The organism is Polaromonas sp. A23, from assembly GCF_002001015.1.
Classification (GTDB): Bacteria; Pseudomonadota; Gammaproteobacteria; order Burkholderiales; family Burkholderiaceae_C; genus Polaromonas.
The window spans coordinates 362,955-388,631 of record NZ_MUNO01000026.1 but is presented as its reverse complement, the minus strand read 5'-3'; the positions used below and the strand labels follow the sequence as shown (position 1 = coordinate 388,631).

At 62.5% G+C, this 25,677-nt stretch carries 22 protein-coding genes; 9 read left to right on the top strand and 13 right to left on the bottom strand.

Annotated features, from left to right (window positions below; all coding sequences use genetic code 11):
* Window positions 1-7: 7 nt before the first annotated feature.
* Window positions 8-1,498 carry a transglycosylase SLT domain-containing protein gene (locus B0B52_RS15355; protein ID WP_371327403.1) on the bottom strand — a complete coding sequence of 497 codons (1,491 nt, stop codon included), beginning with the start codon at window positions 1,496-1,498 and terminating at the stop codon, window positions 8-10.
* Between the two features lie 101 nt (window positions 1,499-1,599).
* The gene (gene gloB, locus B0B52_RS15350; RefSeq protein WP_077594512.1) at window positions 1,600-2,370 is read right to left on the bottom strand and encodes a hydroxyacylglutathione hydrolase; all 771 of its coding nucleotides are present in this window, start codon (window positions 2,368-2,370) and stop codon (window positions 1,600-1,602) included.
* Window positions 2,371-2,382: 12 nt separating this feature from the next.
* On the opposite strand from gloB, the gene B0B52_RS15345 reads away from it, so the two are divergent.
* The 5 genes from B0B52_RS15345 (at window position 2,383) to B0B52_RS15325 (ending at window position 9,021) form a co-directional block, all read left to right on the top strand.
* Window positions 2,383-3,192: a class I SAM-dependent methyltransferase gene (locus B0B52_RS15345; RefSeq protein ID WP_077594511.1), complete on the top strand. Its 810-nt coding sequence runs from the start codon at window positions 2,383-2,385 to the stop codon at window positions 3,190-3,192.
* A 43-nt stretch (window positions 3,193-3,235) separates the two neighbouring features.
* Window positions 3,236-3,712: a ribonuclease HI gene (gene rnhA, locus B0B52_RS15340; RefSeq protein ID WP_077594510.1), complete on the top strand. Its 477-nt coding sequence runs from the start codon at window positions 3,236-3,238 to the stop codon at window positions 3,710-3,712.
* A 152-nt stretch (window positions 3,713-3,864) separates the two neighbouring features.
* Window positions 3,865-5,205 carry an efflux RND transporter periplasmic adaptor subunit gene (locus tag B0B52_RS15335; protein ID WP_077594509.1) on the top strand — a complete coding sequence of 447 codons (1,341 nt, stop codon included), beginning with the start codon at window positions 3,865-3,867 and terminating at the stop codon, window positions 5,203-5,205.
* Window positions 5,206-5,237: 32 nt separating this feature from the next.
* Window positions 5,238-8,399 (top strand): efflux RND transporter permease subunit, encoded by a 3,162-nt coding sequence (locus tag B0B52_RS15330; RefSeq protein ID WP_077594508.1) that lies wholly within the window; start codon window positions 5,238-5,240, stop codon window positions 8,397-8,399.
* A 127-nt stretch (window positions 8,400-8,526) separates the two neighbouring features.
* A complete protein-coding gene (locus B0B52_RS15325) occupies window positions 8,527-9,021 on the top strand; it encodes a thioesterase family protein (protein WP_077594507.1) in 495 nt (164 codons plus the stop codon).
* 15 nt (window positions 9,022-9,036) lie between these two features.
* On the opposite strand, the gene B0B52_RS15320 is transcribed toward B0B52_RS15325, so the two are convergent.
* The 5 genes from B0B52_RS15320 to B0B52_RS15300 form a co-directional block, all read right to left on the bottom strand.
* Entirely contained in the window at window positions 9,037-10,455 is a 1,419-nt protein-coding gene (locus tag B0B52_RS15320) for a sensor histidine kinase (RefSeq protein WP_077594506.1), read from the bottom strand.
* 57 nt (window positions 10,456-10,512) lie between these two features.
* Entirely contained in the window at window positions 10,513-11,847 is a 1,335-nt protein-coding gene (glp, locus tag B0B52_RS15315; RefSeq protein WP_077594505.1) for a gephyrin-like molybdotransferase Glp, read from the bottom strand.
* The gene (gene mobA, locus B0B52_RS15310) at window positions 11,844-12,476 is read right to left on the bottom strand and encodes a molybdenum cofactor guanylyltransferase MobA (RefSeq protein ID WP_077594504.1); all 633 of its coding nucleotides are present in this window, start codon (window positions 12,474-12,476) and stop codon (window positions 11,844-11,846) included. The genes glp and mobA overlap by 4 nt, the downstream gene beginning before the upstream one ends.
* 147 nt (window positions 12,477-12,623) lie before the next feature.
* Entirely contained in the window at window positions 12,624-13,754 is a 1,131-nt protein-coding gene (moaA, locus tag B0B52_RS15305) for a GTP 3',8-cyclase MoaA (RefSeq protein ID WP_077594503.1), read from the bottom strand.
* Window positions 13,755-13,854: 100 nt separating this feature from the next.
* Window positions 13,855-14,628, bottom strand: a complete 774-nt coding sequence (locus tag B0B52_RS15300) for an SDR family oxidoreductase (protein WP_077594502.1) — start codon at window positions 14,626-14,628, stop codon at window positions 13,855-13,857.
* Between the two features lie 255 nt (window positions 14,629-14,883).
* Here B0B52_RS15300 and B0B52_RS15295 point away from each other — a divergent pair, with 255 nt between their 5' ends.
* Entirely contained in the window at window positions 14,884-15,642 is a 759-nt protein-coding gene (locus tag B0B52_RS15295) for a type IV pili methyl-accepting chemotaxis transducer N-terminal domain-containing protein (RefSeq protein WP_254425722.1), read from the top strand.
* A gap of 62 nt (window positions 15,643-15,704) precedes the next feature.
* Here the strand turns inward: B0B52_RS15295 and B0B52_RS15290 are convergent, their stop codons facing one another.
* Both B0B52_RS15290 and B0B52_RS15285 read right to left on the bottom strand, forming a co-directional pair.
* The gene (locus B0B52_RS15290) at window positions 15,705-17,138 is read right to left on the bottom strand and encodes an aldehyde dehydrogenase family protein (RefSeq protein ID WP_077594501.1); all 1,434 of its coding nucleotides are present in this window, start codon (window positions 17,136-17,138) and stop codon (window positions 15,705-15,707) included.
* Window positions 17,139-17,267: 129 nt separating this feature from the next.
* A complete protein-coding gene (locus B0B52_RS15285; protein ID WP_077594500.1) occupies window positions 17,268-18,092 on the bottom strand; it encodes a metal-dependent hydrolase in 825 nt (274 codons plus the stop codon).
* A gap of 124 nt (window positions 18,093-18,216) precedes the next feature.
* Here B0B52_RS15285 and B0B52_RS15280 point away from each other — a divergent pair, with 124 nt between their 5' ends.
* Complete coding sequence (locus B0B52_RS15280) at window positions 18,217-18,846, top strand: TetR/AcrR family transcriptional regulator (RefSeq protein ID WP_174575500.1); 630 nt, start codon at window positions 18,217-18,219, stop codon at window positions 18,844-18,846.
* Window positions 18,847-18,894: 48 nt separating this feature from the next.
* Here B0B52_RS15280 and B0B52_RS15275 read toward each other — a convergent pair whose 3' ends face one another.
* Window positions 18,895-21,117, bottom strand: coding sequence for a sodium-translocating pyrophosphatase (locus tag B0B52_RS15275; protein WP_077594499.1), 2,223 nt, complete (start codon window positions 21,115-21,117; stop codon window positions 18,895-18,897).
* Between the two features lie 228 nt (window positions 21,118-21,345).
* On the opposite strand from B0B52_RS15275, the gene ppa reads away from it, so the two are divergent.
* Entirely contained in the window at window positions 21,346-21,891 is a 546-nt protein-coding gene (gene ppa / locus B0B52_RS15270; protein ID WP_077594498.1) for an inorganic diphosphatase, read from the top strand.
* Window positions 21,892-21,901: 10 nt separating this feature from the next.
* On the opposite strand, the gene B0B52_RS15265 is transcribed toward ppa, so the two are convergent.
* Complete coding sequence (locus B0B52_RS15265) at window positions 21,902-22,753, bottom strand: AraC family transcriptional regulator (protein WP_077594497.1); 852 nt, start codon at window positions 22,751-22,753, stop codon at window positions 21,902-21,904.
* Window positions 22,754-22,847: 94 nt separating this feature from the next.
* Here B0B52_RS15265 and B0B52_RS15260 point away from each other — a divergent pair, with 94 nt between their 5' ends.
* A complete protein-coding gene (locus B0B52_RS15260; protein WP_077594496.1) occupies window positions 22,848-23,222 on the top strand; it encodes a DUF6463 family protein in 375 nt (124 codons plus the stop codon).
* Here the strand turns inward: B0B52_RS15260 and B0B52_RS15255 are convergent.
* Both B0B52_RS15255 and B0B52_RS15250 read right to left on the bottom strand, forming a co-directional pair.
* Window positions 23,191-24,027 carry an alpha/beta hydrolase gene (locus tag B0B52_RS15255; protein ID WP_254425721.1) on the bottom strand — a complete coding sequence of 279 codons (837 nt, stop codon included), beginning with the start codon at window positions 24,025-24,027 and terminating at the stop codon, window positions 23,191-23,193. The two genes, B0B52_RS15260 and B0B52_RS15255, sit on opposite strands and share 32 nt — an antisense overlap.
* Before the next feature lie 97 nt (window positions 24,028-24,124).
* On the bottom strand, window positions 24,125-25,642 hold the full coding sequence (locus B0B52_RS15250) for a wax ester/triacylglycerol synthase family O-acyltransferase (protein WP_077594495.1): 1,518 nt from the start codon (window positions 25,640-25,642) through the stop codon (window positions 24,125-24,127).
* Window positions 25,643-25,677: the final 35 nt, after the last annotated feature.

Sequence of the window (25,677 nt, the reverse complement as noted above, 5' to 3'; positions counted from 1 at the left end):
TGGAAAACTAGCGCCTTTTGCTCTTGACGATGGCCTTGGCCGGGGCGCGCCGAACCGCCTTGATCGTTGCACGCTTTGCTGGCGATCCTGCAACGTTGCGGGTCTTGACAGGCAAGAACACCACGATCTGTTGTCCTGCCTTGAAGGCGGCGGATGCGCTGACCTTGTTCCAATCCGCGACGCTTGCTGCACTCAAGCCGTAACGCCGCGCGATGCTTGCGACTGTCTCACCCTTGCGCGCCTTGATGGTGCTGCGGCGTGTCACGATTTCAGGGGCGAAAGCCATCTGGGCGTTGTCGGCAACCTGGCTGGTGACATCGTCGTCCATCCTGGCGGTACGCGGCACCAGCAGTGTTGAACCGGCCTTGATCAGCATGCGCGGCGGAATGTTGTTGACTCCTCGCAGATCCGCTTCGCTCATGCCAACTTTTTTCGCGGCCTCGCCCACGCTCAATGTGGTGGGCGCGGTCCAGGCTGTCCAGCTGGCGTATTGACCTTGTGTGTAAGCGTCGAAGTTACGCTGAAACACCTTGGCGTTATCCCAGGGCAGGAGGATGTGCGGCGTGCCGGCTGCGAGAATCACCGGGCGATGCGCCGCGGGATTGAGCGCCTTGAAGTCGGCAATGCCGACGTCGGCCAGCCTTGCGGCCAGCGTCACGTCGATATCGCGATTGATCTGCACCTGCTGGAAGTAGGGGTGATTTTCAATCAGCGGCAGCTCGGCGCGGTAGGTTTGAGGGGCGGCAATGATGTTTTTGACCGCCTGCAGCTTGGGCACGTACAGTCGGGTTTCGTCAGGCATGCGCAAGTCCAGATAACCAGTCCCCAAACCGAGTTTCTGGTTCTTCGCGATTGCACGGCCCACACTGCCTTCGCCCCAGTTGTAGGCAGCGAGTGCCAGGTGCCAATCGCCAAACATGCCGTGCAGTTTTTGGAGGTAGTCCAACGCAGCGCGTGTTGACGCCAGCACGTCGCGACGGTCATCACGGAAGGCGTTTTGTTTCAGGTCGAAGTATTTACCGGTGGCTGGCATGAATTGCCACATGCCGGCAGCTTTGGCGCTGGAGACAGCCTGCGGGTTGAAGGCGCTTTCAATGAAAGGAAGTAGCGCCAGCTCGGTCGGCATGTTGCGGCGTTCGAGTTCTTCAACCACATGAAAAAGGTATTTGCTGGAACGCTCCGTCATGCGCTGGATATAGTCCGGCCGGCTGGTGTACCACTGCTCGCGGTCGGTGACCAATTCGCTCTCAAGATTGGGCATGGCAAAGCCGCGGCGTATGCGGTCCCACAAATCGGCCGGGGGCTGCAGAGAGGCCACGCCGCCGGAGGCCGCCTGCGTCTGCCCAATGGCCGACAAGGGGCCGGTAGGATATACCGGTGTGGCAGCAGGTGCTGTGGAGGAGGTACTCAGAACGGGGTCGCCGGGCATGCCGGGCGGGCTGGTACTGGCACAGCCCGCAACCAGGACGACGGCGGCAGCAAGAAGGAGGGATTTCAGCGGAGAGGTCAGTCGAGAGATCAGTCGAGAGATCAGTTGGATAAGGCTGGGTCGAAGGGCAGCGAGGGGAGAGGGGGAGGTGAATGTCTGCTGCAGCTCGGTCATTTGAATTGGTTCTTCCATTGCCTGATGGCGGCAAATACGGTGTTGTCGTCGTGCGCCGCAGGATCAAAGCGGTGGGCAGCGGCCACGACCACGGGCTGTCGGGTACGTAAAAACGGGTTGATCAGCAACTCCTGGGCTATCGAGGTGGGCAAGGTGGGCTCCCCGCTGTCTCTCAGGGCAGCACAGCGTGCATGGTAACCAATCAGCTCGCTGTTGTCAGGTTCTACTGCAAGTGCAAAAAGCAGGTTGCTCATGGTGTATTCATGGGTGCAGCACACTCTGGTGTTGCCTGGCAGCGCGGCCAGACGGTCCAGCGATGCCAGCATTTGCGCGGGCGTGCCCTCGAACAGGCGCCCGCAACCGCCCGAAAAAAGCGTGTCCCCGCAAAAGAGCAGGGGCCGTCCATCCACGTCGGGGGTGTAAAAAGCGATGTGGCCTGCGGTGTGGCCGGGCACGTCCAGCACCTGAAAATCAAGGCCCAGCGCCCGTACCGTGTCCCCGTCCCTGAGCCGAGTGAGGGGCTCGGGGATGCGCTCGCGGGCCGGACCGAAGACTTTCGCACCGGTTGCATCGCGCAGGGTGTCGACGCCGCCGATGTGGTCGAGGTGGTGGTGCGTGACTAGAATCGACTCTAATTGCAGTTGCCGGGCCTTGAGGACCTCAAGCACGGGCTGGGCATCGCCAGGATCAACGATCAGGGCACGCCGGCCGTCTTGCAACAGCCAGAGGTAGTTGTCGTTAAAGGCGGGAATGGGAGTCAGGTGCATGCGGCGGTCTCGATGGGCTCACAAATTATAGGTTTCACCGACTGGTTCAGGACCCCGCCCGGCGAGTATTTGCTGGCGTGGGAGCGCGAGCGATTCGACCTGGCTGTGGCCGACATGTTCGGTTACCACGCGCTGCAGCTGGGGTTGCCCGAGCTTGATGCCTTGCGCAGCAACCGCATGCCGCACAAATGGCTGGCGCTGCAGGGTCCCGAGTCGGCTCTGCTGGATGGTTTGTCGGGTGCCGATGAAAAACCGCCAGCTTCCCCGCGCGTCGCCTTGCTGACCGACTCGGCTGCCTTGCCGTTTCCGGAAAGCAGCCTCGATCTGGTATTGCTGCCGCACACGCTGGAGTTGAGCAACGATCCGCATGCCACGCTGCGGGAAGTTGAGCGTGTGCTTGTTCCTGAGGGCCGTGTGGTCATCAGTGGCTTGAACCCCGCCAGCCTTTGGGGCTTGCGTCAGCGCCGCGCGCATTTCTACCGTCGCCTGGGTTATGGCGAGCTGTTTTTGCCCGAGGCGGGGGAGTTCATCGGCTACTGGCGGCTGCGCGACTGGTTGCGGCTGCTTGATTTCGAGGTCGAATCGGGGCACTTTGGCTGCTACCGGCCCGCCGTGAGCAGGCCGGCTTCGCTGGAGCGGTTTGCCTGGATGGACCGCATGGGCGAGCGCTGGTGGCCAATTTTTGGAGCCCTGTATTTTGTAGTCGCTGTAAAACGTGTTCGCGGCATGCGTCTGCTGGAGCCCAACTGGAAAGCGCAGAAGGCGCCCGCTACCGCGCCAGCGGCCCTGGCTAACCAGATCCGCCGTCCTGGCTCTTTTTGAGTCTTCTTTTTTCACAACGACAACATCCGGAATTCGGCAAAGCATGACTGATTTTTCTCAAATCACGGCACAGCAACACGTGGTTATCTACACAGACGGCGCCTGTAAGGGTAATCCCGGCCCCGGAGGCTGGGGTGCCATGCTGACTACCGGTGACAGCGTCAAGGAACTGTTTGGCGGTGAAATGGGCACGACCAACAACCGCATGGAAATGATGGCCGTGATTGAAGCGCTGGCCGCGCTCAAACGCCCCTGCCGGGTAACGCTGTACCTCGACAGCGAATACGTACGCAAGGGCATCACCGAGTGGATCAGCGGCTGGAAAGCGCGTGGCTGGCGCACCGCAGCCAAGCAACCCGTGAAAAATGTCGATCTCTGGCAAAAGCTCGATGCTTTGGTTACCAGCAGTGGCCATGCCATCGAATGGCGGTGGGTCAAGGGGCATGCTGGCGATCCCGGCAACGAGCGTGCCGATGCCCTGGCCAACAAGGGTGTGGTTCTGGCGCTGTCCAGGGGCTGATGCGGCGTCGGCGGGGGGAGGCGGTGCCAATGTAAAGCCAGCGTAAATCTGGCCTTGATTTTGCTCAGGATTCCACCTCGGTGACACTGGTGGCGCAACCTGCTGTTACATTGATCCATTGTCAAAGTTTGACCTTAATCAACCGTTCCTCCATGGCATCAAAAGCAATTTATTCTGTCGTCGCGGTGCTCGGCATTGCTGGTCTGTCCGGTGCCGCATGGTGGTATCAGAACAAGGCCGGCAGCCCGGCCAAGGCCGCGTCTGCGGGGCAGTCGCAGCCGGCAGCCGGTGCGCGACCGACGGTTGAAGCCGCCAGGGTGAAGGTCGTAAGCCTTGTGGACGACGCGCAGGCAGTCGGCAGCCTGCGTTCACGCCGCAGCGTGGTGCTGCGCCCCGAGGTCAGTGGCCGCATCACGCAACTCAATTTCACGGACGGCCAGCGCGTGCGCAAGGGCCAGGTGCTGGTGCAGTTTGACGACCAGTTGCCACTCGCGCAGGTGCAGCAAAGCCAGGCGGAGCTGTCGATCGCCCAGGCCAACCAGAAGCGCAACCAGGAACTGGTCGCGCAAAACTTTGTCAGCCAGCGTTCCCTTGATGAAAGCGCGGCCAACCTGCAGGTGGCGCAGGCGAAGCTGTCGCTGGCCAGGGCCACCGCGGCCAGGCTGAAAATCGTCGCGCCCTTCGACGGCATTGCCGGCATCCGCCTGGTCAACCCCGGGGACTACCTCAAGGATGGGGCCGACATCGTCAATATTGAAGACATTGATGCCGTGTTTGTCGACTTCCGGCTGCCCGAGCGTTTTCAGAACAAGCTCAAGCGCGGCCAGACCGCCGTGGTGGACATGGACGCGCTGCCGGGCCGGAAATACGCCGCTGTGGTGCAGGCGATCGATCCGCTGATTGACGCCAACGGGCGCTCGGTGGCGGTGCGGGCCTGCATCGACAACCGGCAGCTGCAGCTACGCCCCGGCATGTTTGCCCGTGTCAACGTGGTGTTCGGCGAGCGGGACAACGCCAGAGTCATCCCGGAAGAGGCTCTGGTGCCTCAGGGTGACCGGCAGTTTGTCATCAAGCTCGTACCCGGGCCGGAGGCGCAAACCTGGATCGCCCGGCGGGTGGCGGTGCAGGTGGGTATCCGTCGGCCTGGCCAGGCGGAAATCGCCAGCGGGCTGGAGTCGGGCGACATGGTGGTCACCACGGGCCAGCAACGGCTTCAGCGCGACGGCATGACCGTGCGGGTGGTGGATCTGAGCCCGCCCGCTGCCGCACGGCCGTCCGACGGTGCGTCCGCCGCCGCTCCGGTGGCGGTGGCCCCCGAGGCCTCGCGCGTGCTGGCGGAAAAACCCTTGGGTGGCGCCAATCCCTGCCTGGTGGGGATGCGTGAGACGGGTCCCACGCCCACAATGTCCGGAGCGCCACGCGGCAGCGCCGTGCCGGCTCCGACCGAAGCCATGCCTGAAGCCAGGGCCCGGGCGACACGCAAGCCTGCCTGAGCCCGAAGCTATTCCTTGACTGGACCCCTCTGATGCAACTGGCTGAAGTCTCCGTACGCCGACCGGTGTTTGCTACCGTGCTGTCCCTGCTGATTGTGCTGGTCGGCGTGGTGAGTTTTCAGCGCCTGGCGGTGCGCGAGTACCCGAAGATCGATGAGCCGGTGGTGACGGTCAGTGTGCGTTACCCCGGCGCTTCGGCCGAGGTGATCGAGTCGCAGGTGACCAAGCCGCTCGAGGATTCGATTGCCGGCATCGACGCGGTGGATGTGCTGACCTCGATCAGCCGCGCAGACCAGAGCCAGATTTCCGTGCGTTTCCGGCTTGAGAAAGACGCCGACGCCGCGGCCGCCGAGGTGCGCGACCGTACCTCGCGCGTGCGCAACAAGTTGCCGCAGGCCATTGAGGAGCCGGTGATTGCCAAGGTTGAGGCCGATGCGTTCCCCGTGATCTGGCTGGCCTTCACCAGCGACAGCCTGACCAGGCTGCAGATCAACGACCTCGTCACCCGTGTCGTTAAGCCGCGCCTGCAAACCGTGACCGGTGTGGCTGACGTGCGCATCTTCGGTGAACGCAAATACGCGATGCGGGTCTGGCTCGATCCCCGGAAAATGGCGGCCTACCGCCTCACGACGCAGGACATCGAGGACGCCATCCGCCGCAGCAACCTGGAGGTTCCGGCCGGCCGCATTGAGTCGCAGCAACGCGAGTTCAGCGTGACGTCCGAGACCGGCCTGGTGCGTCCTGAGCAGTTCGGGGAGGTGGTGATACGCAGTGTCAACGGCTTCCCGGTCAAAGTGCGTGATGTAGCACGTGTCGAAGAAGGTGCGGCCGACGAGCGCAGCGGCGTGCGGCTCAATGGCCGGGCGGCCATCGGAGCCGGCGTGATCCGACAGGCGACGGCCAACCCGCTGGACCTTTCGCAGGGCGTGCGCAACATGATTCCGAGGCTCAAGGCCGATCTGCCGCCGGAAGTCAACATCGACATCGCCAACGACAACTCCGTTTTCATCGACCGTTCGGTCAGCAACGTCTACAAGACCATTGCCGAAGCGGTGGCGCTGGTGGCGCTCGTGATTTTTGTGTTTTTGCGCACCTTCCGCGCGTCCATCATTCCCATCATCACCATCCCGGTGAGCCTGATCGGCACCTTTGCCCTGATGGCGCTGGCGGGCTTCACCATCAATACCCTGACCCTGCTGGCGCTGGTGCTGGCCATCGGATTGGTGGTGGACGATGCCATCGTGATGCTGGAAAACATCTTTCGCCACATCGAAGAGGGGCTGGATCCGTTTTCAGCGGCCATCAAGGGTGCGCGTGAGATCGGTTTTGCCGTGGTCACCATGACGGCGACGCTGGTGGCCGTTTATGCGCCCCTGGCCTTCACCCCGGGGCGGACCGGCCGGCTGTTTGTCGAGTTTGCGCTGGCGCTGGCCGGCGCGGTCGTCGTGTCGGGCTTTGTGGCGTTGACCCTGACGCCGATGCTGTGCACCAAGCTGCTCAAGCATAACCCCAAGCCCAATGTCTTTGACCGCGGCATGGAGCGTTTCCTCAATGTGGTCTCTGACCGATACGCCAGCATGCTGCGCTGGGTGCTTACCAGGCGCTACCAGCCGGTGCCCGGCACGGGTGCGGCGGGCGGGAAGGTCAGGGCGTTTTTGCTGCAGGCTCGCTGGATCGTGGTGGGCGTCATGCTGGCCAGTGCGCTGGCGATCCTGTTGATCTTCCCGACCATGAAGCAGGAGTTGTCGCCGCTGGAAGACCGGGGCACCATCCTGGCCACCGTCAATGCGCCCGACGGCGCCACGCTGGACTACACCAACCGTTATGCGCAGGCGCTGGAGAAAATGGGTCAGCCCTACAAGGAGTTCGACCGGATTTTTGCCAGCATCGGCAACCCCACCGTGTCGCAGGCCAGCGTCATTTACCGCACGGTGGACTGGGATGACCGCAAGCGCAGCACGCTGGAGATGGCGCGCGAACTGCAGCCTAAATTCGCCAGCCTGCCGGGCGTCACCGCGTTTCCGATTACGCCTCCCTCGCTGGGGCAGGGCTTCCGCGAGCGGCCGCTCAACTTTGTGATCCAGACTTCGGACAGCTACGCAAACCTCAATCTCGTGATCGAGCAGATGCTGGCCGAGATAGCGAAGAACCCGGGCATCCAGTCACCGGTGTCGGACCTGCGCCTGAACAAGCCCGAGCTGCGGATCGACGTCAACCGCGACAAGGCCGCTGATCTGGGCGTCAGCGTGGAAGTGGTGGCCAAGGCGATTGAAACCATGCTGGGCGGGCGCAACGTGACGCGTTACAAACGCGACGCCGAGCAGTACGACGTGATCGTGCAGACCGAGGCCAGTGGCCGCAGCACGCCGGAAGACATCGAGGGCATTTATGTGCGGGGGCGCAACGACGCGATGATTCCGCTGTCCAGCCTGGTCACGGTGCGCGAGGCGGTCTCGCCGCGCGAGCTCAACCACTTTGGCCAGCGACGGGCTGCTTCCATCACGGCCAACCTGGCACCCGATTATTCACTTGGCCAGGCACTGACCTTCATGAACGAAACTTCGGCCAAGGTGCTCAAGTCCGGCTACAGCACCGACCTGAACGGCACCTCGCGCGAGTTCAAGAATTCCCAGGGTGCACTGGCCATCGTGTTTGTGCTGGCACTGGTCTTCATTTTCCTGGTGCTGGCCGCGCAGTTCGAGAGTTTCATCGATCCACTGGTGATCATGCTGTCGGTGCCGCTGTCCATGATTGGTGCGTTGATTGCGCTCAAGCTGTCAGGCGGCTCGCTCAACGTGTATTCCCAGATCGGGCTGATCACCCTTGTCGGGCTGATCACCAAACACGGCATCCTGATTGTCGAGTTCACGAACCAGCTGCGCGGGCAGGGCATGGACATGCTGGAAGCGCTGGTCAAGGCGTCCGCGCAGCGCCTGCGCCCCATCCTGATGACCACAGGCGCCATGGTGCTGGGCGCCTTGCCACTGGCGCTGGCTACCGGCGCCGGCGCGGAAAGCCGCGTCCAGATCGGCTGGGTCATCGTGGGCGGCATGTCGCTGGGCACGCTGCTTACCGTGTTTGTAGTGCCTACGATGTACGCGCTGTTTGCCCGCAAGAAAATTCCGGGGGCGAACAAGGCAGAGGCCGTGGAGCTGCCTTCCGGCGGCAGCCACGGCGAACTCATCGCCAAATAGATGCTCGCTGCGCGCACGCAGCGCACGCAGCAGATACCTGTTCTGTAGATTCAGGCTGTGCCGTCCTCCGGGCGGCACAGCGCCGGTTGCCTTCGCAGCCGATTTTCACTACAGACCAGGAAAAATCATGTTGCTCAAACAAACTGCCCGACAGGTTCAGCTTCAGCCGAAATCCGCGCCGCTGCCGCAGCTGCTGGTGGAAGCTTCAAAGACCTTCCACCACACCATCGACATCTACCTCAAGGATTCGAATGCCTATGCCAACACCTATTTTTCACGCTACTTCGAGTGGCAGGGCGTGTGCCGCGAGCGCTGGTTTCACCGGTGTATTTCGGCCGACATGCTGCAAAAGGCCGGCGTGTTCATCACCAAGTGCGCCCACCAGGAGTATGTGCACGAGACCTTTCCGTTCCAGGAGGTGGATTGCCAGCTCAACACCTTCGAGGTCAAGCAGTGTTCGTTTTACCTGCTGTTCCAGTTCATGGTGAGTGGCAGCGTGGTCTCTACCGGCTACCAGCAGGTGGTGTTTGCCAGCCACGACAAACGCATCCAGCGGCTGCCGGAAGACATCCTGCGCAAGGTGAAGGAGTACGAGTTGCCCACCGCCGCCATCAGAAACTGAGAAGCCGCCGCCGCGTCACGCAGCAAGTACCCCCGGGCGCGTGCTGCGTGGTCCGGATGCCGGCATACAGGCCGGGAATTCCATGGCAAAAAGGGTGTATTGCCCCTCGACGGATTCGCAGCGCATCCTGCCGCCGAAGGATGTGATGACGCGCCTGCAAAAAGCCAGGCCGATGCCGGCCCCCGCCGAATTCTTGGTGGTGAAGAAGGTGTCGAAAATTTTCGGCAGGGTCGCGGCCGAGATGCCGGTGCCGGTATCGACAAAGCTCAAGGTGTGCATCGGCGTACCGGCGGCGAGGGTGAGGGTGATCGAGCCCTTGCCTGCCACCTTCAGGGCATACAGCGAATTTTTCAGCAGATTGAACAGCACAAAAACAAACAGCGGGCTGGAGCCGTGGAACTCGAAGTCTTCCACGATATGCACGCTGACCCGCTCGCGTTCCCCTTTGGCAAACGGATAGGCCTCCAGTGCTTCTGCCACGCATTCGCTGGCCCGTTGACGCCCGAAGGTGCGGGTGTCTATCTGTTCCATCCGGGCCGAGGCCAGCATCATGTCGATTACCGCGTTGGAGCGGTCTACCTGGTGCCGGATGGCCTGCGACAGGTCGGCCATTTTCTGCGCTGCCCCGGGGCTGAACGTGGACTCGCACAGCCCGTGCGCCACTGCCAGCTCATAACCCTTGTGCAACTCCGGAAGGAATTGCGCCAGAGCTTCGGCCTGCAGGCGGATGGTGGCCAGTGGCGTGCGCATTTCGTGGGCCACGCTGGCGGCAATCACCACCGGGCTCATCAGGTCGTACTTCATCACGGCGACGGCGATCAAGCCCAGGCTGATCGCGATGAACACGACACCGGGCGGGTAGAACTCCACGCCGTAATTGCACAGGTAGTCCACCGCCGCAAAAAAATAGATGAACACGCTGGTAATACACAGGCGCAACTGCTGGCGCTGACCCGGCGGTGCGACCTGCTGCTGCCGGAAGGTGATGTACAGGCCCCGCGTCACCACCACGACGGTCTGCAATACATGCAGGGGGTGGAGGGGTCCGGCCTTCGGGTAGTAGCCGAAGAAGTAGTCGTAGTAGCCATTGACGATCCAGGGGGTGGTCAGGTCCAGGATGCCCAGGACAGCGGCGATGGCGTAGGACGTGACGACAAAGCGGCGCTCGCCCTTGCGGCCGGAGATTTCGGTCAGGAACTGGTAGAGGCTGGTTGGCAGGAAAAGTATCAGCAGGTAGCCGGACTTGACGAGGATGCCCGCCCATTGCGGGTCCTGAACCTGGAACAACACCGCCCAGGTGGCCTGCCAGAAGACAGTGGTGATGCAGAGAATGAAAAAACTGGTGCTGACGCGGGTAAAGCCTTTTTCCGCAACCACGTACAGCCCGTAAGCCAGAAACAGGGCCGATACGATGGCGGGCAGTATGGAATACATGAGTTCTCCTGATGCGGCGCCAATGTCGATGGACGTGTGCTGGTCAGGTGCGCGGGTTCACAGGACACCCTCAAACATCATCACATCCACCTCGTCGCCGGGGGCCACATTGCCCTGGCCATGGTGCAGCACGATCAGGCCATTGGCCTGGGCCATGGAGCTGAGCACACCCGAGCCCTGGTTGCCGGTGGTCTTGACTTGCAGCGAGCCGTCGGCAGCGCTGCTGACCGTGCCGCGCTGGTATTCGGTGCGGCCCGGCTTCTTGCGGATGGGCTCGAGGCTGCGCGCCTTGAGCAGGGGTGCCGGTGTGGTGTAGCAGCCCATCATCTGCAGCAGTGCAGGGCGTACAAAGGCGAGGAAAGTCACCATCACCGCGACCGGGTTGCCGGGCAATCCGAACAGGATGGCGGCAGGGGAACTGCTATTGTTTTGGGAGCTGACAGCGCCCGTATCTACTAGGCTGGAGGCCGATTTGCCTTGAGAAATTCGCCCCACAGCCATAGGGCGGCCTGGACGCATGGCAATTTTCCAGAAAGCCACATCGCCAAGCTTTTTCATCATGGCCTTGGTGTAGTCGGCTTCGCCCACACTCACGCCACCCGAGGTGATGATCGCATCGGCCCGCGCGGCTGCGTTGGTGAACGCCGCTTCCAGCAGCGCCGGGTCGTCGCGCACCGCGCCCAGGTCGATCACCTCGCAGCCCAGGCGTTTGAGCATACCGAACACGGTGTAGCGGTTGCTGTCGTACACCGCGCCTTCGCGCGGAGGCTCGCCCAGCGAGAGGATTTCATCGCCGGTGGAAAAGTAGGCCACCCGCAGCGGCCGCCAGGTACGCACGGTTTTGAGGCCCAAAGAGGCCGCCAGCCCAAGGCGCGCGGGCGTGAGAAGCTCACCTTTCAATAGCGCGGAGCGGCCCTGCATGAGGTCTTCGCCGCGCCGCCGGCGGTTGTCGCCGGGCTGCAGGAGTTTGGCGGGCAGGGTGATGGTGTCCGCCTGGACGCTGACGAATTCCTGCGGCACCACGGTGTCCAGTCCGGCCGGCATGATGGCGCCGGTCATGATCTTCACGCACTCGCCGTTTTGCACCGTGCCTTGCCAGGCTTTGCCAGCGAGGGCTGTTCCCACTACCTTGAATGTCAATGCCGTGCCAGCCGCGAGCTGGCTGCCACCGAAGGCATAACCATCCATGGCCGAGTTGTCATGTGGTGGCACGTCAAAAGGCGAGACCACATCGGCAGCCAGCACCCGGCCCAAGGCTTCGAACAGCGGCAGCTCCAGGACGTCCTGCACCGGCTCGACGAGCTGCGATAAAAAGCGCAGAACGTCGGCAGCAGGCAGGGCCTGCGGGTCGTAGCCTTGCAGCTCGGCGGCTATCTGGGCGATGCTTTTCACGGGCGCAGGGCTTCGAGCTGGTGAAGTTCCGCCAGCGTGTTGGCATTGAAGAAAGCGCGCGGGTCGTCGCTCGGCAGGTTGAAAGGCACCTGCACGGTCTTGTGCTGCGCCGTCCACGCATCGATCTTGCGCCCGCCGCCGGTGGTGAACAACATCAGGCTTTCAAGCAGGCGGGTGCGCAGCAGGCAGAACACCGGCTGCGCGCGCAGCTGACCGTCTTCCTCGGGCGCTGCCACCACGGCAATGTCGGCCTCCTCGTGCGCCAGCGCTTGCGCCAGGCGGGCGACCAGGTCCTCGCTGAACAGCGGCGTGTCGCAGGGCACCGTCAGCAGGTAAGGGGTTTCACAGCGTTCCATGCCGGTCAGGAAACCAGCCAGAGGGCCAGAGAATTCACCAAGGCCGGCCGCATCGGGCCAGACCGGCACGCCAAAGGATTCATAGGCAGCGAGGTTGCGGTTCGCATTGATCATCACTTCGCCGACCTGGGGCTGCAGCCGCAGCAGCGTGTGCAGCGCCAGCGGCACGCCGTTGAAATTCTGCAGGCCCTTGTCGGCGCCGCCCATGCGCGAGCCGCGTCCGCCCGCGAGGATCACGCCGGTGATTTCCGCGCCGTCTATCGTATCTATCATGGGTTTCCAGTTTTCGTGGCGAATAGCAGTGCGACGGACATCCCCTTCAAGCCAGGGCCGCGGAACCGGCTTTGCCGGGCCGCAGGCGCAGCGGCCCCCTCGGGGGGCAGCGCAGTACGCGAAGCGACAAGCGTGGGGGCCATACTTCTAGCCGCCTATGTAGCTCATCTCGACGCGTTTGCCACCGTCGCTGCCGGGCACTGACGCGTCCGGGGGCAGCGCGGCGCGCAGTTCCGAATAACGGTCATCGCGGCGGTGCCAGATGTGGGCGACCGCGCTGGAAATCTGCTCATCCGAATACTTGCCGTCGCGCAGCAGCGCACGCAAATCGTGGCCTTGGCTGGCGAACAGGCACAAGAACAACTTGCCTTCTGTCGAGAGCCGGGCCCGGTTGCAGTCGCCGCAAAAAGCTTTGGTGACGCTGCTGATCACGCCGATTTCTCCCGCGCCGTCTGCATAACGCCAGCGTTCAGCCGTCTCCCCGAGGTAATTGGCGTCGATGGCTTCAAGGGGGAATTCCTGCTGCAGGCGTTCAATCACCTGGGCCGAAGGCATCACCTCGTCCATGCGCCAGCCATTGGTGGCACCGACGTCCATGTATTCAATAAAACGCAGCACCGTGCCCGAATTGCGGAAGTGCCGGGCCATGGGCAGGATCTCGGCATCGTTGGTGCCGCGCTTGACCACCATGTTGACCTTGATCGGTGCCAGGCCCACCTTGTTGGCCACCTCAATGCCCTTGAGGACATCGGCGACCGGAAAATCCACATCGTTCATGCGCCGGAACACCGCGTCGTCCAGCCCGTCCAGGCTCACGGTGACGCGCTGCAGGCCGGCATCTTTCAGCGCCTGGGCCTTTTTGACCAGCAGGGAGCCGTTGGTGGTCAGCGTGATGTCGAGCGGCTGGCCTTGGGGTGTCTTGAGCTGGGCCAGCATCTCGATCAGCACTTCGAGGTGTTTGCGCAGCAGGGGCTCGCCGCCGGTGAGACGGATTTTCTCGACGCCGTGGGCCACAAAAATCTTCGTGAGGCGCGTGATCTCTTCAAAACTGAGCAGCGAGCTCTGCGGCAAAAAGGCATAGTCCTTGTTGAAGACCTCGCTGGGCATGCAGTAGCTGCAGCGGAAGTTGCAGCGGTCAGTCACACTGATGCGCAGGTCGCGCAGCGGCCGCGCCAGCGTGTCGGCCAGCAGGCCGGTGGGCGCCAGCAACTGCGCAGGAATATGCGGCACGCGCGCGGCGTAGCGGATGTCTGCGATGGGGATGATTTTGTCGGTCATTGGTAGGGGCCCAAGGGAGAATTTACTCCATCAGGTGCTTTGGCCGCGAGCTTCAGGACTTTGACCCCACCCGGAGCACCCTGTGGCCAGCCAAGGTGGTTCAGACACAGCGCGCTCCATCTACCTCGATGCACACGCCGCTGATGAAAGCCGCTTCGTCGCTGGCCAGGTAAAGCGCGGCGTTGGCAACGTCGAGCGCAGTCGAAAAGCGTCCGAGCGGAATGCTGGCCAGGAATTTCGCGCGGCGCGCTTCTCCTTCGGGGCCGGTGACCGTGCCACCGGCAAACTGGGTGGAGAGTGCCGTGTCCGGATTGAACACCGGGTTGATGCAGTTCACGCGGATGTTGTCCGGGCCGAGCTCGGCCGCCAGCGATTTCGACGTGGTGATGACGGCGCCCTTGGAGCCGTTGTACCAGGTCAGGCCAGGACGCGGTCGCACGCCGGCGGTCGAGGCGATGTTGATGAAGCCGCCGCCGCCCTGGGCGCGGAATACCGGCGTGGCGTGGATGGTCGAGAGGTAAATGCTTTTGACGTTGATCGCGTAGCAGCGGTCGAACTCTTCTTCGGTGGTTTCCAGCGCGGGCTGGTTGCGATGTGTCCAACCGGCGTTGTTGACCATCACGTCGAGCTTGCCGTAACGCTGCACGGCTGCGGCGACCAGTGCCTTGACTTCAGCCGTTTTTGTTACGTCGGCCCAGAAGAAGGATGCGGTGCCACCGGCCTTGATGATCTCGGCGACGACCTTTTCGCCCTGCGCTGTGTTGATGTCGTTGACGATGACGCTGGCGCCTTCAGCGGCCAGCCGCTTCGCAATGCCTTCGCCGATGCCGCCGCCGGAACCGGTGACGATGATGGATTTGTCCTTCAGGCGCATGACGTGTATTCCTTGCAAAGTGTGGGGTTTCTTGTGGCGCTGCGACGCATTGGGGCTCTGGTTCCGCGCCGGGCACATTTGCCCGGAGTCTTCAACCGTTTGTTGATGCTCGTCACAGTCAGCGGCATGTTGCAGCGCAATACTTGCGGCAAGTTCAACCAATCCGGATTATTGCTTATGCACGTCACACCATGCTATCGGGGCCACAGGGCAAATCGCCGCGCCGTGGTTCGGGGGGCCGCCGCCATGATGCTGATGTCCATTTTTCATTCGTCGGCCCAGGCCCAGATGGCGCTTGCCAGTGCCATCAACCGCACGGCGCGGTTCCGTGCGTTGTCGCAGCGTATTGCCAAAGCCTATTGTCAGTTGTACCTCAATGTGCAGCCGGCGTTGGCTCGCGATGTCCTGGTGTCAGCCCGTCACATGGTTGCCGCAGGCGGAGAGGAACTGGCCAAAGGCCTGAATACGGGTCCCTGGCCTGCGGATATTGCAGCCCTGCTCGGCGTTATTCAGAAGCATGTTGATGTTCTCAACAGCCTTCTCACCATGCCGCCTACCCACGAATCGGTCAGGGCCGTGGCCCTGCAGGTGGACAAGTTTTTGATCACCGCAAATACCACCACCGAGACGATTGAAAAACTTTCCGCGGCCGGCTCTGCGAGATTGCTCAACACAGTAGGGCGCCAGCGCATGTTGTCCCAGCGGCTGGCGAAAAACTATTTTCTGGTTGCAGCCAAACTGGGAGAAACAAGCACCCCGCAGCAAATGAATGCCGATGCAGCGGAGTTCAAATCGACCCTTTCCAGCTTGGCCAAGCTACCCATTACCACCGCAAACATCCGCAGCGAACTCACCCTTGGCGAGCAGCAATGGGTTTTCTTTGAAGCGGCCTTGCGCAACAAACCGGATGAATCGGGGCTGAGAAATGTCGCCACGGCCAGCGAACGCCTGCTGGAAGTCATGGACAAACTGACGGGCCTTTATGAGGTTGCGCTCAAGGATGTGTTGGGGTAGCAGGGGAGGAGCGCGGGGGCGCAAAAACCTCCCTCTTTGATGCGAAGAAATTTCCTTAGGCTCTAGCCGTGTTTGATGGCCACCGTCTTCAGCGTGGTGAAGCCATACAGCGCCTCAAAGCCTTTCTCCCGCCCATAGCCCGACGACTTGACGCCGCCGAAGGGCAGTTCGACGCCGCCGCCGGCGCCGTAGTTGTTGATGAAGACCTGGCCGCTCTGAACGCGTTTAGCCATGCGGAACTGGCGTGAGCCGTCACGGGTCCAGATGCCGGCCACCAGGCCGAACTGGGTGGCGTTGGCGAGTTCGACGGCGTGGTTTTCGTCCCTGAAACTCATGGCGCAAAGCACCGGGCCAAACACTTCTTCCTGCGCCAGGCGGTGCATCACCGGCACATCGCGCAGCAGCGTGGGTGCCTGGTAAAAGCCGGTGTCTGGCGCTTCGTCGACGATCTCGCCCTGCGCGACCATCGGTATGCCTGCCACCTGCGCGTCGCTCAGGAAGTCCCAGACGCGCTGCTGCTGCGTCTGGCGGATCAGCGGACCGACGTCCAGGTCCATCGTGGCGGGGCCGACGCGCAGCCGTTCGAAGGCCTGGCCCAGGCGCTCCAGCAGCGGCTCGTAAATCATCTCGTCTACCAGCAGGCGGGAGCCGGCCGAGCAGGTCTGGCCGGCGTTTTGCACGATGGCATTGATGACGGCCGGGATGGCAGCGTCGAGGTCAGCGTCGGCAAACACGATCTGCGGGCTTTTGCCGCCCAGCTCCAGCGTAACCGGGCAGTGGCGTTCGGCCGCGACCTGCTGGATCAAAGTTCCAATCTTGGGGCTGCCGGTGAAGCTGATGTGGTGAATGCCCTTGTGGCGCGCGAGAGCGTCGCCGACTTCATGGCCGTAACCGGTGACGATGTTGATGGCGCCGGCCGGAAAGCCGGCTTCGGCTGCGAGCTGCGCCACGCGGATCAGCGACAGGCAGGCGTCTTCGGCCGGCTTGACCACGCAGACATTGCCGGCGGCCAGTGCGCCGCCCACGCTGCGGCCGAAAATCTGCATCGGGTAGTTCCACGGAATGATGTGGCCGGTCACGCCGTGCGGCTCGCGCCAGGTCATCACGCTGTAGCCGTCCAGGTAGGGCAGGGTCTCGCCATGCAGCTTGTCGCAGGCGCCGGCATAAAACTCGAAGTAACGCACCAGCGCAGCGGCGTCGGCCTTGGCCTGCTTGGTGGGCTTGCCGCAGTCGCGCTGCTCGATCATCGCGAGCTCGTCTGCATGCTGCTCGACCTTCTCCGCCAGCCGCATCAGCAACCGGCCACGCTCGGCGGCGGTGATCTTGCGCCAGACCGTGTCCATGCAGTCATGCGCGGCCTGAACGGCGTGGTCAATGTCCTGCGCATTGCTGCGCTGGATCTCGTCAAAGGCTTGGCCGTCAGAGGGATCGATGACCGGAATCGTTTTCCCCGAAGAGGAGCGAACCGACGCGTTGGCAATGTAATTGAGTTGCATGCCTGCGATTTTGCGTGAAAACACGCCCGCGACCGGATGTCAGGCCCAATCGGGGCTCAGCCCTTATTTAACGGGCGCGGCATGCTACAAAATAGATAGCAGATAAAACCGCCTTCGAAGCGTGGCAATTCAGGTTGCAGCGCCGACAGCGGTATACGCTTTGATGTTGTCTGTCAGCCAACGTGCCGACAGCTCGCTGGCCTGCTGGTCGGGGTGGAAGCCTTCACGCAGGTATTCGCGCCAGGGCTTGAAGGTCTGGCGCACCAGGCCGCGCTGGCCAAAAAGGAAAGCGGCCGCGCTTTTCCATGTGCGCCATTGCCACAAGGTACCGTCGTGATGCAGGTTGTTGACGGTCTGGCGCAAGGTGTCGGTCAAGAACACGGTGGTGATTCGGCGGAACCACTTGATGCGCCACTCGTGGCTTCCGCCGAGCGCGGTGTACACATCGAAGGCCGTATTTTTATGCTCCGACTCTTCGGCGCAATGCCACAGCCACATGGTTTTCAGGCGCGGCTCGCAGCCGTCGAGCATGTCATGGTTGCGCAGCATCCACTCGGCAAGAATCGCGGTGAAATGTTCGTTGGCGGCGGTGATTGCCAGTGCATGAAGCGGATTGGTGTCGGCAAGCAACTGCATGTTGCGCTCGGCGCGGGGCGCCCAGTCGTTGACCAGGCCCTGCTTTTCGAGGTGCCCATTGAACAGGCTGTGAATCCGGCGGTGGGTGGCTTCCTGGCCGATGAAACCCTGGACTTCCGCTTTGTACTTGTCCTGCAATTCGGCGGGCAGGGCTTTCAGGCCGTTGCGCACAGAATCAATGAAAAACTGTTCACCGACCGGAAAACTCATCGAGAGCGCATTGAAAAAGGCCGTGCGAAACGTATCGCCTTCGCACCAATGGCGCGGCAACGGCGTTTCAAGGTCAATCAGCAGGCGGCGCACCACAAGTTCGCTCATGTCTTCTCCGGTCGATAGTTTGGTACCGGAGGGTACCATGGGCTGACTATAGGGTGAGCTTGTGGTACTGTCAAGTACCAACAAGTATTCATACCAGGTTCCAAGGGGTGATATGGTTTTAACAATGCGCACCGACCCAATACCGCCTGAAGTCGCGTCCCTGGACCGCGATCCCGTCACCGCCTACCGCTCCCGCCTGCTTGAAGGCATGGCGTACAGCGTGGCCCTGAAGGGCTACGCCGACACTACGGTGGCAGACATCGTGCGTGAAGCCGGCGTTTCCAAGCGCACCTTCTACGAATGTTTTGCCACCAAGAAAGACTGCCTGATTGCGCTTTATGTGGCCTCCAGCCATGGGGCGTTCAAGGTGCTGAAGGAAGCCATTGATCCCAGCCGCGACTGGGAGACGCAGGTCGACCGCGCGCTGAATGCCTACCTGGGCTGCCTGGCCAGCAACCCGGCGTTGCTGCGTACCCTTTTTATTGAAATCCTCGGCCTTGGCGCTGAAGGCCTGCAGGTACGGCGCCGCATGAACCAGGAACTGGCCGACTTTGTGGTGCAGGTCGTTCACGCCGGCCACCAGCACAGCCCGCAGGACGAGTCGCTGACAGCGGCCATGGCCATGGCGGTGGTGGGCGGCATCAATGAACTGGTGCTGCAGGCCATCGAGGGCAACCGTACTGCAGAGCTGGCCACGCTCACACCCGCGTGCAGCGCGCTGGTGCGTGCCGTGTTGGCCGGGCCGCAGCCATAAAAAAGGCCCGCCGAAGCGGGCCGAAGTAAAGCGTGGCTTTTTCTTCTTTTATTTGGTGGCTGGCGTCGGCGTAGCCGCTGCCGCCGGCGCCTGGGTGGGCGCCGGTGCGGGCATGGCCGGTGCCACGGGTGTTGCCACAGGTGCGGCCGGTGCGCTCATCGCAGCGGGGGCTGCCACAGGGGTGGCCGGTGCTGCATTGGCGGTGCCGCCGTGGAACTTCATCATCAGCGGCACGATCAGCAGCGCCACGATATTGATGATCTTGATCAGCGGGTTGATGGCCGGGCCGGCCGTGTCCTTGTAGGGGTCGCCCACGGTGTCACCGGTCACAGCGGCTTTGTGCGTCTCGGAACCCTTGCCGCCGTGGTTGCCGTCTTCAATGTACTTTTTGGCGTTGTCCCAGGCGCCGCCACCGGTGCACATCGAGATCGCCACGAAAAGACCTGTCACGATGGTGCCCATCAGCAGGCCGCCCAGCGCTGCGGGCCCCAGCAGCAGGCCGACAAGAATCGGCACCACCACAGGCAGCAGCGAGGGGATCATCATTTCCTTGATGGCCGCGGTGGTCAGCATGTCGACGGCGGTGTCGTACTCGGGCTTGCCCGTGCCGTCCATGATGCCCTTGATGTCGCGGAACTGGCGGCGTACTTCAACCACCACTGCACCGGCTGCGCGGCCCACGGCTTCCATTGCCATGGCGCCGAAGAGGTAGGGAATCAGGCCGCCGATGAAGAGGCCAATGATAACCATCGGGTTGCTCAGGTCGAAGGTGATGGCCCGGCCGTAGGCTTCGAGCTTGTGGGTGTAGTCGGCAAACAGCACCAGCGCAGCCAGGCCGGCGGAACCGATGGCGTAACCCTTGGTCACGGCCTTGGTGGTGTTGCCCACGGCGTCCAGCGGGTCGGTGATGTCGCGAACGCTGGCCGGCATGTCTGCCATTTCAGCGATACCGCCGGCGTTGTCGGTGATGGGGCCGTAAGCGTCCAGTGCCACCACGATACCGGCCATGCTCAGCATGGATGTGGCCGCAATCGCGATGCCGTACAGACCGGCGAGGTAGAACGAAACCCAGATCGCGATACACACAAAAATCACCGGCCAGGCGGTCGAGCGCATGGAGACGCCGAGGCCGGCAATGATGTTGGTGCCGTGCCCGGTGGTTGATGCCTGGGCAATGTGCTTGACCGGTGCGTACTGCGTGCCGGTGTAGTACTCGGTGATCCAGACCAACGCGCCAGTCAACACCAGGCCAACGGCGCAGGCGCCGAACAGGGCCATCTGCGAACCAGCGGCCTTGATGGCGTTGTCGGGGATCAGCCAGGTGGTGACGAAGTAAAACGCGATCAGCGACAGGCCGCCGGCGACGGCCAGGCCTTTGTACAGCGCTGGCATCACGTTGGTCATGCCGGGCGAGGCCTTCACGAAGAAGCAGCCGATGATGGACGCGATGATGGACACCGCGCCGAGCGCGAGTGGGTACACCACCGCGCTGGTGCCGGCGTTGGTGACGAGCAGGGCGCCCAGAACCATGGTGGCAATCAGCGTGACGGCGTAGGTCTCAAACAGGTCGGCAGCCATGCCGGCGCAGTCGCCGACGTTGTCGCCCACGTTGTCGGCAATCACGGCCGGGTTGCGTGGGTCGTCTTCCGGAATACCGGCCTCGACCTTGCCCACCAGATCGGCGCCGACGTCAGCGCCCTTGGTGAAAATGCCGCCGCCCAGACGGGCGAAGATGGAGATCAGCGAGGAGCCGAAGGCAAAACCGATCAGCGGGTTCAGCAAGGCGGCCAGGTTGCTGTCGGGCTTGTAGTTGCCGTTGCCGACGAGGAACCAGTAGAACGCCGTGACGCCCAGCAGGCCCAGGCCGACCACCAGCATGCCAGTGATGGCGCCGCCGCGGAAAGCGACGTCAAGCGCGGGGCCAATGCCTTTGGTGGCGGCCTGCGCGGTGCGCACGTTGGCGCGCACCGAGACATTCATGCCAATGAAGCCGCAGGCGCCGGAAAGCACGGCGCCGACCACAAAACCGATAGCGCTGGGTACGTCCAGGAAAATGCCGATCAGGATCGCCAGCACGACGCCGACGATGGCAATGGTTTTGTATTGGCGCGCCAGGTAGGCGGCGGCGCCGGTCTGGATCGCGGCTGCGATCTCCTGCATGCGCGGGTTGCCGGCGTCCTGGGAAAGAATCCAGCTGCGGGCCCAGAAACCGTAAGCTACGGCGACCAGTCCGCAAATGAGCGCAAGAATGAGCGCTGAGTTGCCTGTCATAGAGAAATCTCCTACGTTGTTTTTCGCTTGGAGGGGGCGCCACGCTAGCGGTGCCCCCGCTGCGTTGCTTCCTCGTTGCTCTCAACATGCGTGGAGACGATTGGCCAACCTTTGAAATTTAACGCCAAAACGTGACAACTTGGCGAAGCGTCAGGTGTGAATCAGTAAAATGAGGGTAAATACCAACTGATCCTTTTACTTTTTTCATTACTTCAACACAAAGAGACCATGTCCCTCGATAAAGTTACCCCCGGCAAAAACGCCCCCGAAGCTTTCAACGTCATCATCGAAATTCCGATGAACGCCGACCCGGTGAAGTACGAAGTAGACAAGGAATCCGGCGCCATTTTTGTCGACCGCTTCATGAGCACCTCCATGCACTACCCGACCAACTACGGTTATGTGCCCAAAACCTTGAGCGGTGACGGTGATCCGGTGGATGTGCTGGTGATCACGCCGGTGCCATTGATTCCCGGCGTGGTCGTCACCTGCCGCGCCATCGGTATTTTGAAGATGACCGACGAAGCCGGCGAAGACGGCAAGGTGTTGGCGGTTCCCGTCGACAAGAAATGCTCGCTGTACACCCAGTGGCAAAAGCCTGAAGACATGAACCCGCTGCGCCTGAAAACTATTGCGCACTTCTTCGAGCACTACAAAGATCTGGAAGAAGGCAAGTGGGTCAAGATCAACGGCTGGGAAGGCACGGAATCGGCCCACAAGGAAATCACCGACGGCATCGCCAACTACAACCGGGAACAGGCCAAGAAGGCTTGAGCCGCCAAGCTCAAGACCAGATCTGGTAGACCCAGTAGCTTTCGTCGTCCCTGATGCGCCGCGCCAGTTCGCCCGGCGGCAGGCCGGTGATGGCGCGCACCTCGCGGCTCAGGTGCGGCTGGTCGGCATACCCGCCCTGGGCGGCCGCCTCCGCCCAGGAGACGGTGCCCGCTTCCAGGTCGGCGCGGCTTTCCAGTAAGGATCGCTCGGCGCGTCGGTAGCGGCGCAGGACGCGCAAGGGCTGGCCGGCCCAGATCTTGATGCGCCGCTCAATATTGCGCGCGCTACGGCCCCAGCCCGAAGCCGCTACATGGATCGCCAGGCTGTTCACCCAATCTCCCAGCACGCTGCCGGGCGCCGCTCCGGCGCTGCGCGCTGCCTGCCAGCGTGGTTCCAGGAAGTTCGCGATCAAGGCCACGCGCGTGGCGTCGTCCGCGGCGGCTAAGACTTGCTGCGACAGCGCGAGCCAGGGACCATCGAGCACGTCGCCCAACGCGACGAAACGGTCAACCTGGCGTGACATGTCCAGCCCGGTCAGCGCATGCAAGGCCTGCGGAAAGAACAACACGATGAAGACATGTACCGGTCCCGGGTTCTGGCTGACGCGCGGCTGGGTCTGCGGTCCGCCCAATGCTGCTCGTGGTGTGGGCAGCCCGGTTTCCAGCGCCATCACCTCGCCCTGGATGATCCAGCTGATGCTGCACATCGGCGAAGCCGGAAAGCGGTTCAGGCGCTGTGCTGGCGGCAACGGTGTGCGACCCGTGGTGTTGCGAATGACATAGGCGCGCACGCACGAGGCGAGTGGTGTAGTCGGCGCGATGACCCGGGCCGTGGCAGCGAAGTCGTTCTCGGGTGGCGGCATGTTCCCGGATCGTACAGCAGCGGAATGCCGGAATCGTTCAAGACGGCGCGTGGTCACGCGGGCACAGTGGCGGCTTCTATTGAAAGGAAGCGAAATGAAAAGATGGATAGGCCGCTGGATCATGGCCGTCGGCGTTGTGCACATGCCCGTGGCAATGGTTAAACACCACGCCGCTTGGGTCGATATCTTGGGGGCAGGCGTTTTCGATGTGGTGGCCGGTGATGTAGCACGCGGGCATGCCGCTTGGTTCCTGATCGCAGGCCTGCTCCTGTTGGTGGTAGGCGCACTGGTCGACAGTCTGGAGAAAGCGCATGTTCCGCCGCCCTTGCCAATGGGCGCTGGCATGCTGCTCGTGGTGGGACTGGTGCTCTTGCTGATGCCGCGCTCGGGCACCTGGTTGCTGCTGCCGCCGGCGCTGGCCCTGCTGGGCCGCGCGTTCAGGCCGGACGCTGTGGGTCCGGGTAGATAAAGCTCTTGAGCCCGAACAAGCCTGGGCGGTCAAACGGCTGCCACTGGCCTTCGGGCTGAGCCAGCCGGTCGGCCACAGCCCACCAGGCGCTTGGGTTCACGCCCAGGCCGATATGGCTGGCCACCACCTCGATGTTTTCGGTTTGCGGATTGTGGGAGGCAGGTTTTTGCACGCTGCCTTGCCAGGCCACGATGCCGTCGCTGCGGGAGTAAATGCTGGTGGTCGGCACCGGTGGTGCCGTCGGTAGGTCGTAGCTCTCTGTTTCTCGAGCGACCTTGCGTCCGCTGGCCAACTCGTAAATGCGCCAGGCGTTGGTGGACTTGTGTGAACCGGCAAACGGGGACCCGAGCGTAATGACGCCGCGCACCATGTGCGGCAGCTCCTTGGCCAGTTCACGGGCATACACCCCCCCGAGGCTCCAGCCAACCAAGCTGACCTTGCGCCCGCTGCTGTCAAAAGCACGCTTGACACCGGCCCTGGCCGATTCCAGCACCCCCGCACGGGGGCCAAAATTAAAACCTTGCTCCCATCCGCCGGTCTGGTAGCCCAGGGAGTCCAGGTAGCGGCGTAATGGGATGGTGGAGCCGTCATTGGCTGAGAGGCCAGGGAAGACCACCACACCGTGGCCGTCGCCGCGCGGTGCCCGGGCCAGCATGGGCCAGGCAGGCAACAGCGCGCCAAACTCCCAGATGGCGCGAAACTCCAGCGCCAGCAGCCAGGCGTTAGGTGGCGGTCCGTCGTGCAGCTCTTGCTGCTGGTTTTTTGACTGCTTTTGCGCTGACTGCTTTGGTTCCGGTCGTGCCATGGTGGGGAGCATTGCTTGTTTTTCTGTTGTTCTTACCAGCAACAGTATTGGGGTGGCGGGTAGCTTTTGTAGAGAGAGGCTTCTCTAGTGGGGTCTCTTAGGCGACAGTAGTCTTACGGGTTTTCACTGGGCTTGCCTGCCTCGTAGGTGATGCGGCAGTTGCCGGTGCAGCCCCCAGCAGGGCCTGCGCCTGTTGGAAGGCGTCTTCAATGGCCTGCGCCAGGTCTTGCGCCTGCGGCAAGGCCTTTTTACCGGCGACGATGCCAAAGTCGACATGCCCCGCATAGGTCTGAATAGTGATGTTCAGCGCCAGCCCGTGCAGCACGATGGACAGCGGGTGAAAACTCAAAATGCGCGCACCCGCCAGGTACAAGGCCACCGGTGGGCCCGGGACGTTGGAGATGGCAAGGTTGGCCACCATGGGCAGGCGGCTCGCCAGGCCGGTTTTGCCGTAGGCATTGAGCGCTGCCTTGGCCGCGCCGCCCACCAGCCAGGGTGCCAGCAGTGACGGGTAGTCCGTTGGCAAGAGGCCCTTGAGGCTTTGCATCGATGTCTTCACCTTGGCGGTGGAAGCCATGATGGCGTTCATGCGTTTGAGCGGATGGGCCAGGTGAGTGCCCAGCTCCACCAGGCTCATGCTGACCTGGTTGCCCAGCTCGGCGGCATTGCTTGCGCCCGCTTCGCGCAGCGACACCGGCATGGCCGCGACCAACGATTTGCTTGGTACACCGCCGTGATTAGCCAAGTAACTGCGCAGTGCGGTGGAGCAGATCCACAGCGCCACGTCGTTGAAGCTGCCGCCGACGGCCTTGCCCATGGCCTTGCATTCGGCCAATGGCACGCTGGCCGCGACAAACACACGGCCCTGCGTGACGCCGGTGTTGAACGGGCTTTTCGGCGCCAGCTTCATCGGCATCTTCGGCCGGCCACCGTCGCCTTGCATCGACTGTTTGGCCAGCGTGCTGCCCAAGGTGCCGGCTGCAGCGGGCAGGGACTTGGCCAGCTTGGCCACCTGGGCCAGTGAGTTAGAAAACACCGAGCCAATCATCTTGCCGATCTTCAGGTCCGCCGCCGTTTTGCCGCGCCGCGCCGGGTCGGGCGGCGGGACTTCGCGCGGCACCGGCCCCATGTCCAGCATCGCGTTGGCCAGCATCACGCCACCTTTGCCGTCCAGCGCCGCATGGTGGATTTTCGAGAAAAAGCCACCAACGCGTTCACCCGAAGGCAGCTTGATTGCGTCAAAGACATAAAACTCCCACAGCGGGTGGGCGCGGTCAATCAACTCACTGTGCAGCTTGGCCACCATGGTGTGCGCTTGCGCCAGCGTCATCGGCTTTTGCGCGGAGCAGGGCACACGCCGTATATGAAAATCGATGTCCACCACATCGGCCTCCACCCACAGCGGGTGACCCAAGTCAAACGGCATGAACACCAGCTTGCGGCTGAATACAGGCGCAAGGTGCATGCGCCTTCCGATGTGCTCTTTCACAGCCTTGTGAAAGCTGCCCTTGAAACCGGCAGGCAGTTCGCACAGATTGAGCGAACCCACGTGCATGGGCATCTCGGGGGTTTCAAGGTAGAGAAAGGTTGCGTCCAGGCCGGTCAGGGATTTCATGAATTGTTTTGCGGTTTTGATGGAGCAGACGTTAA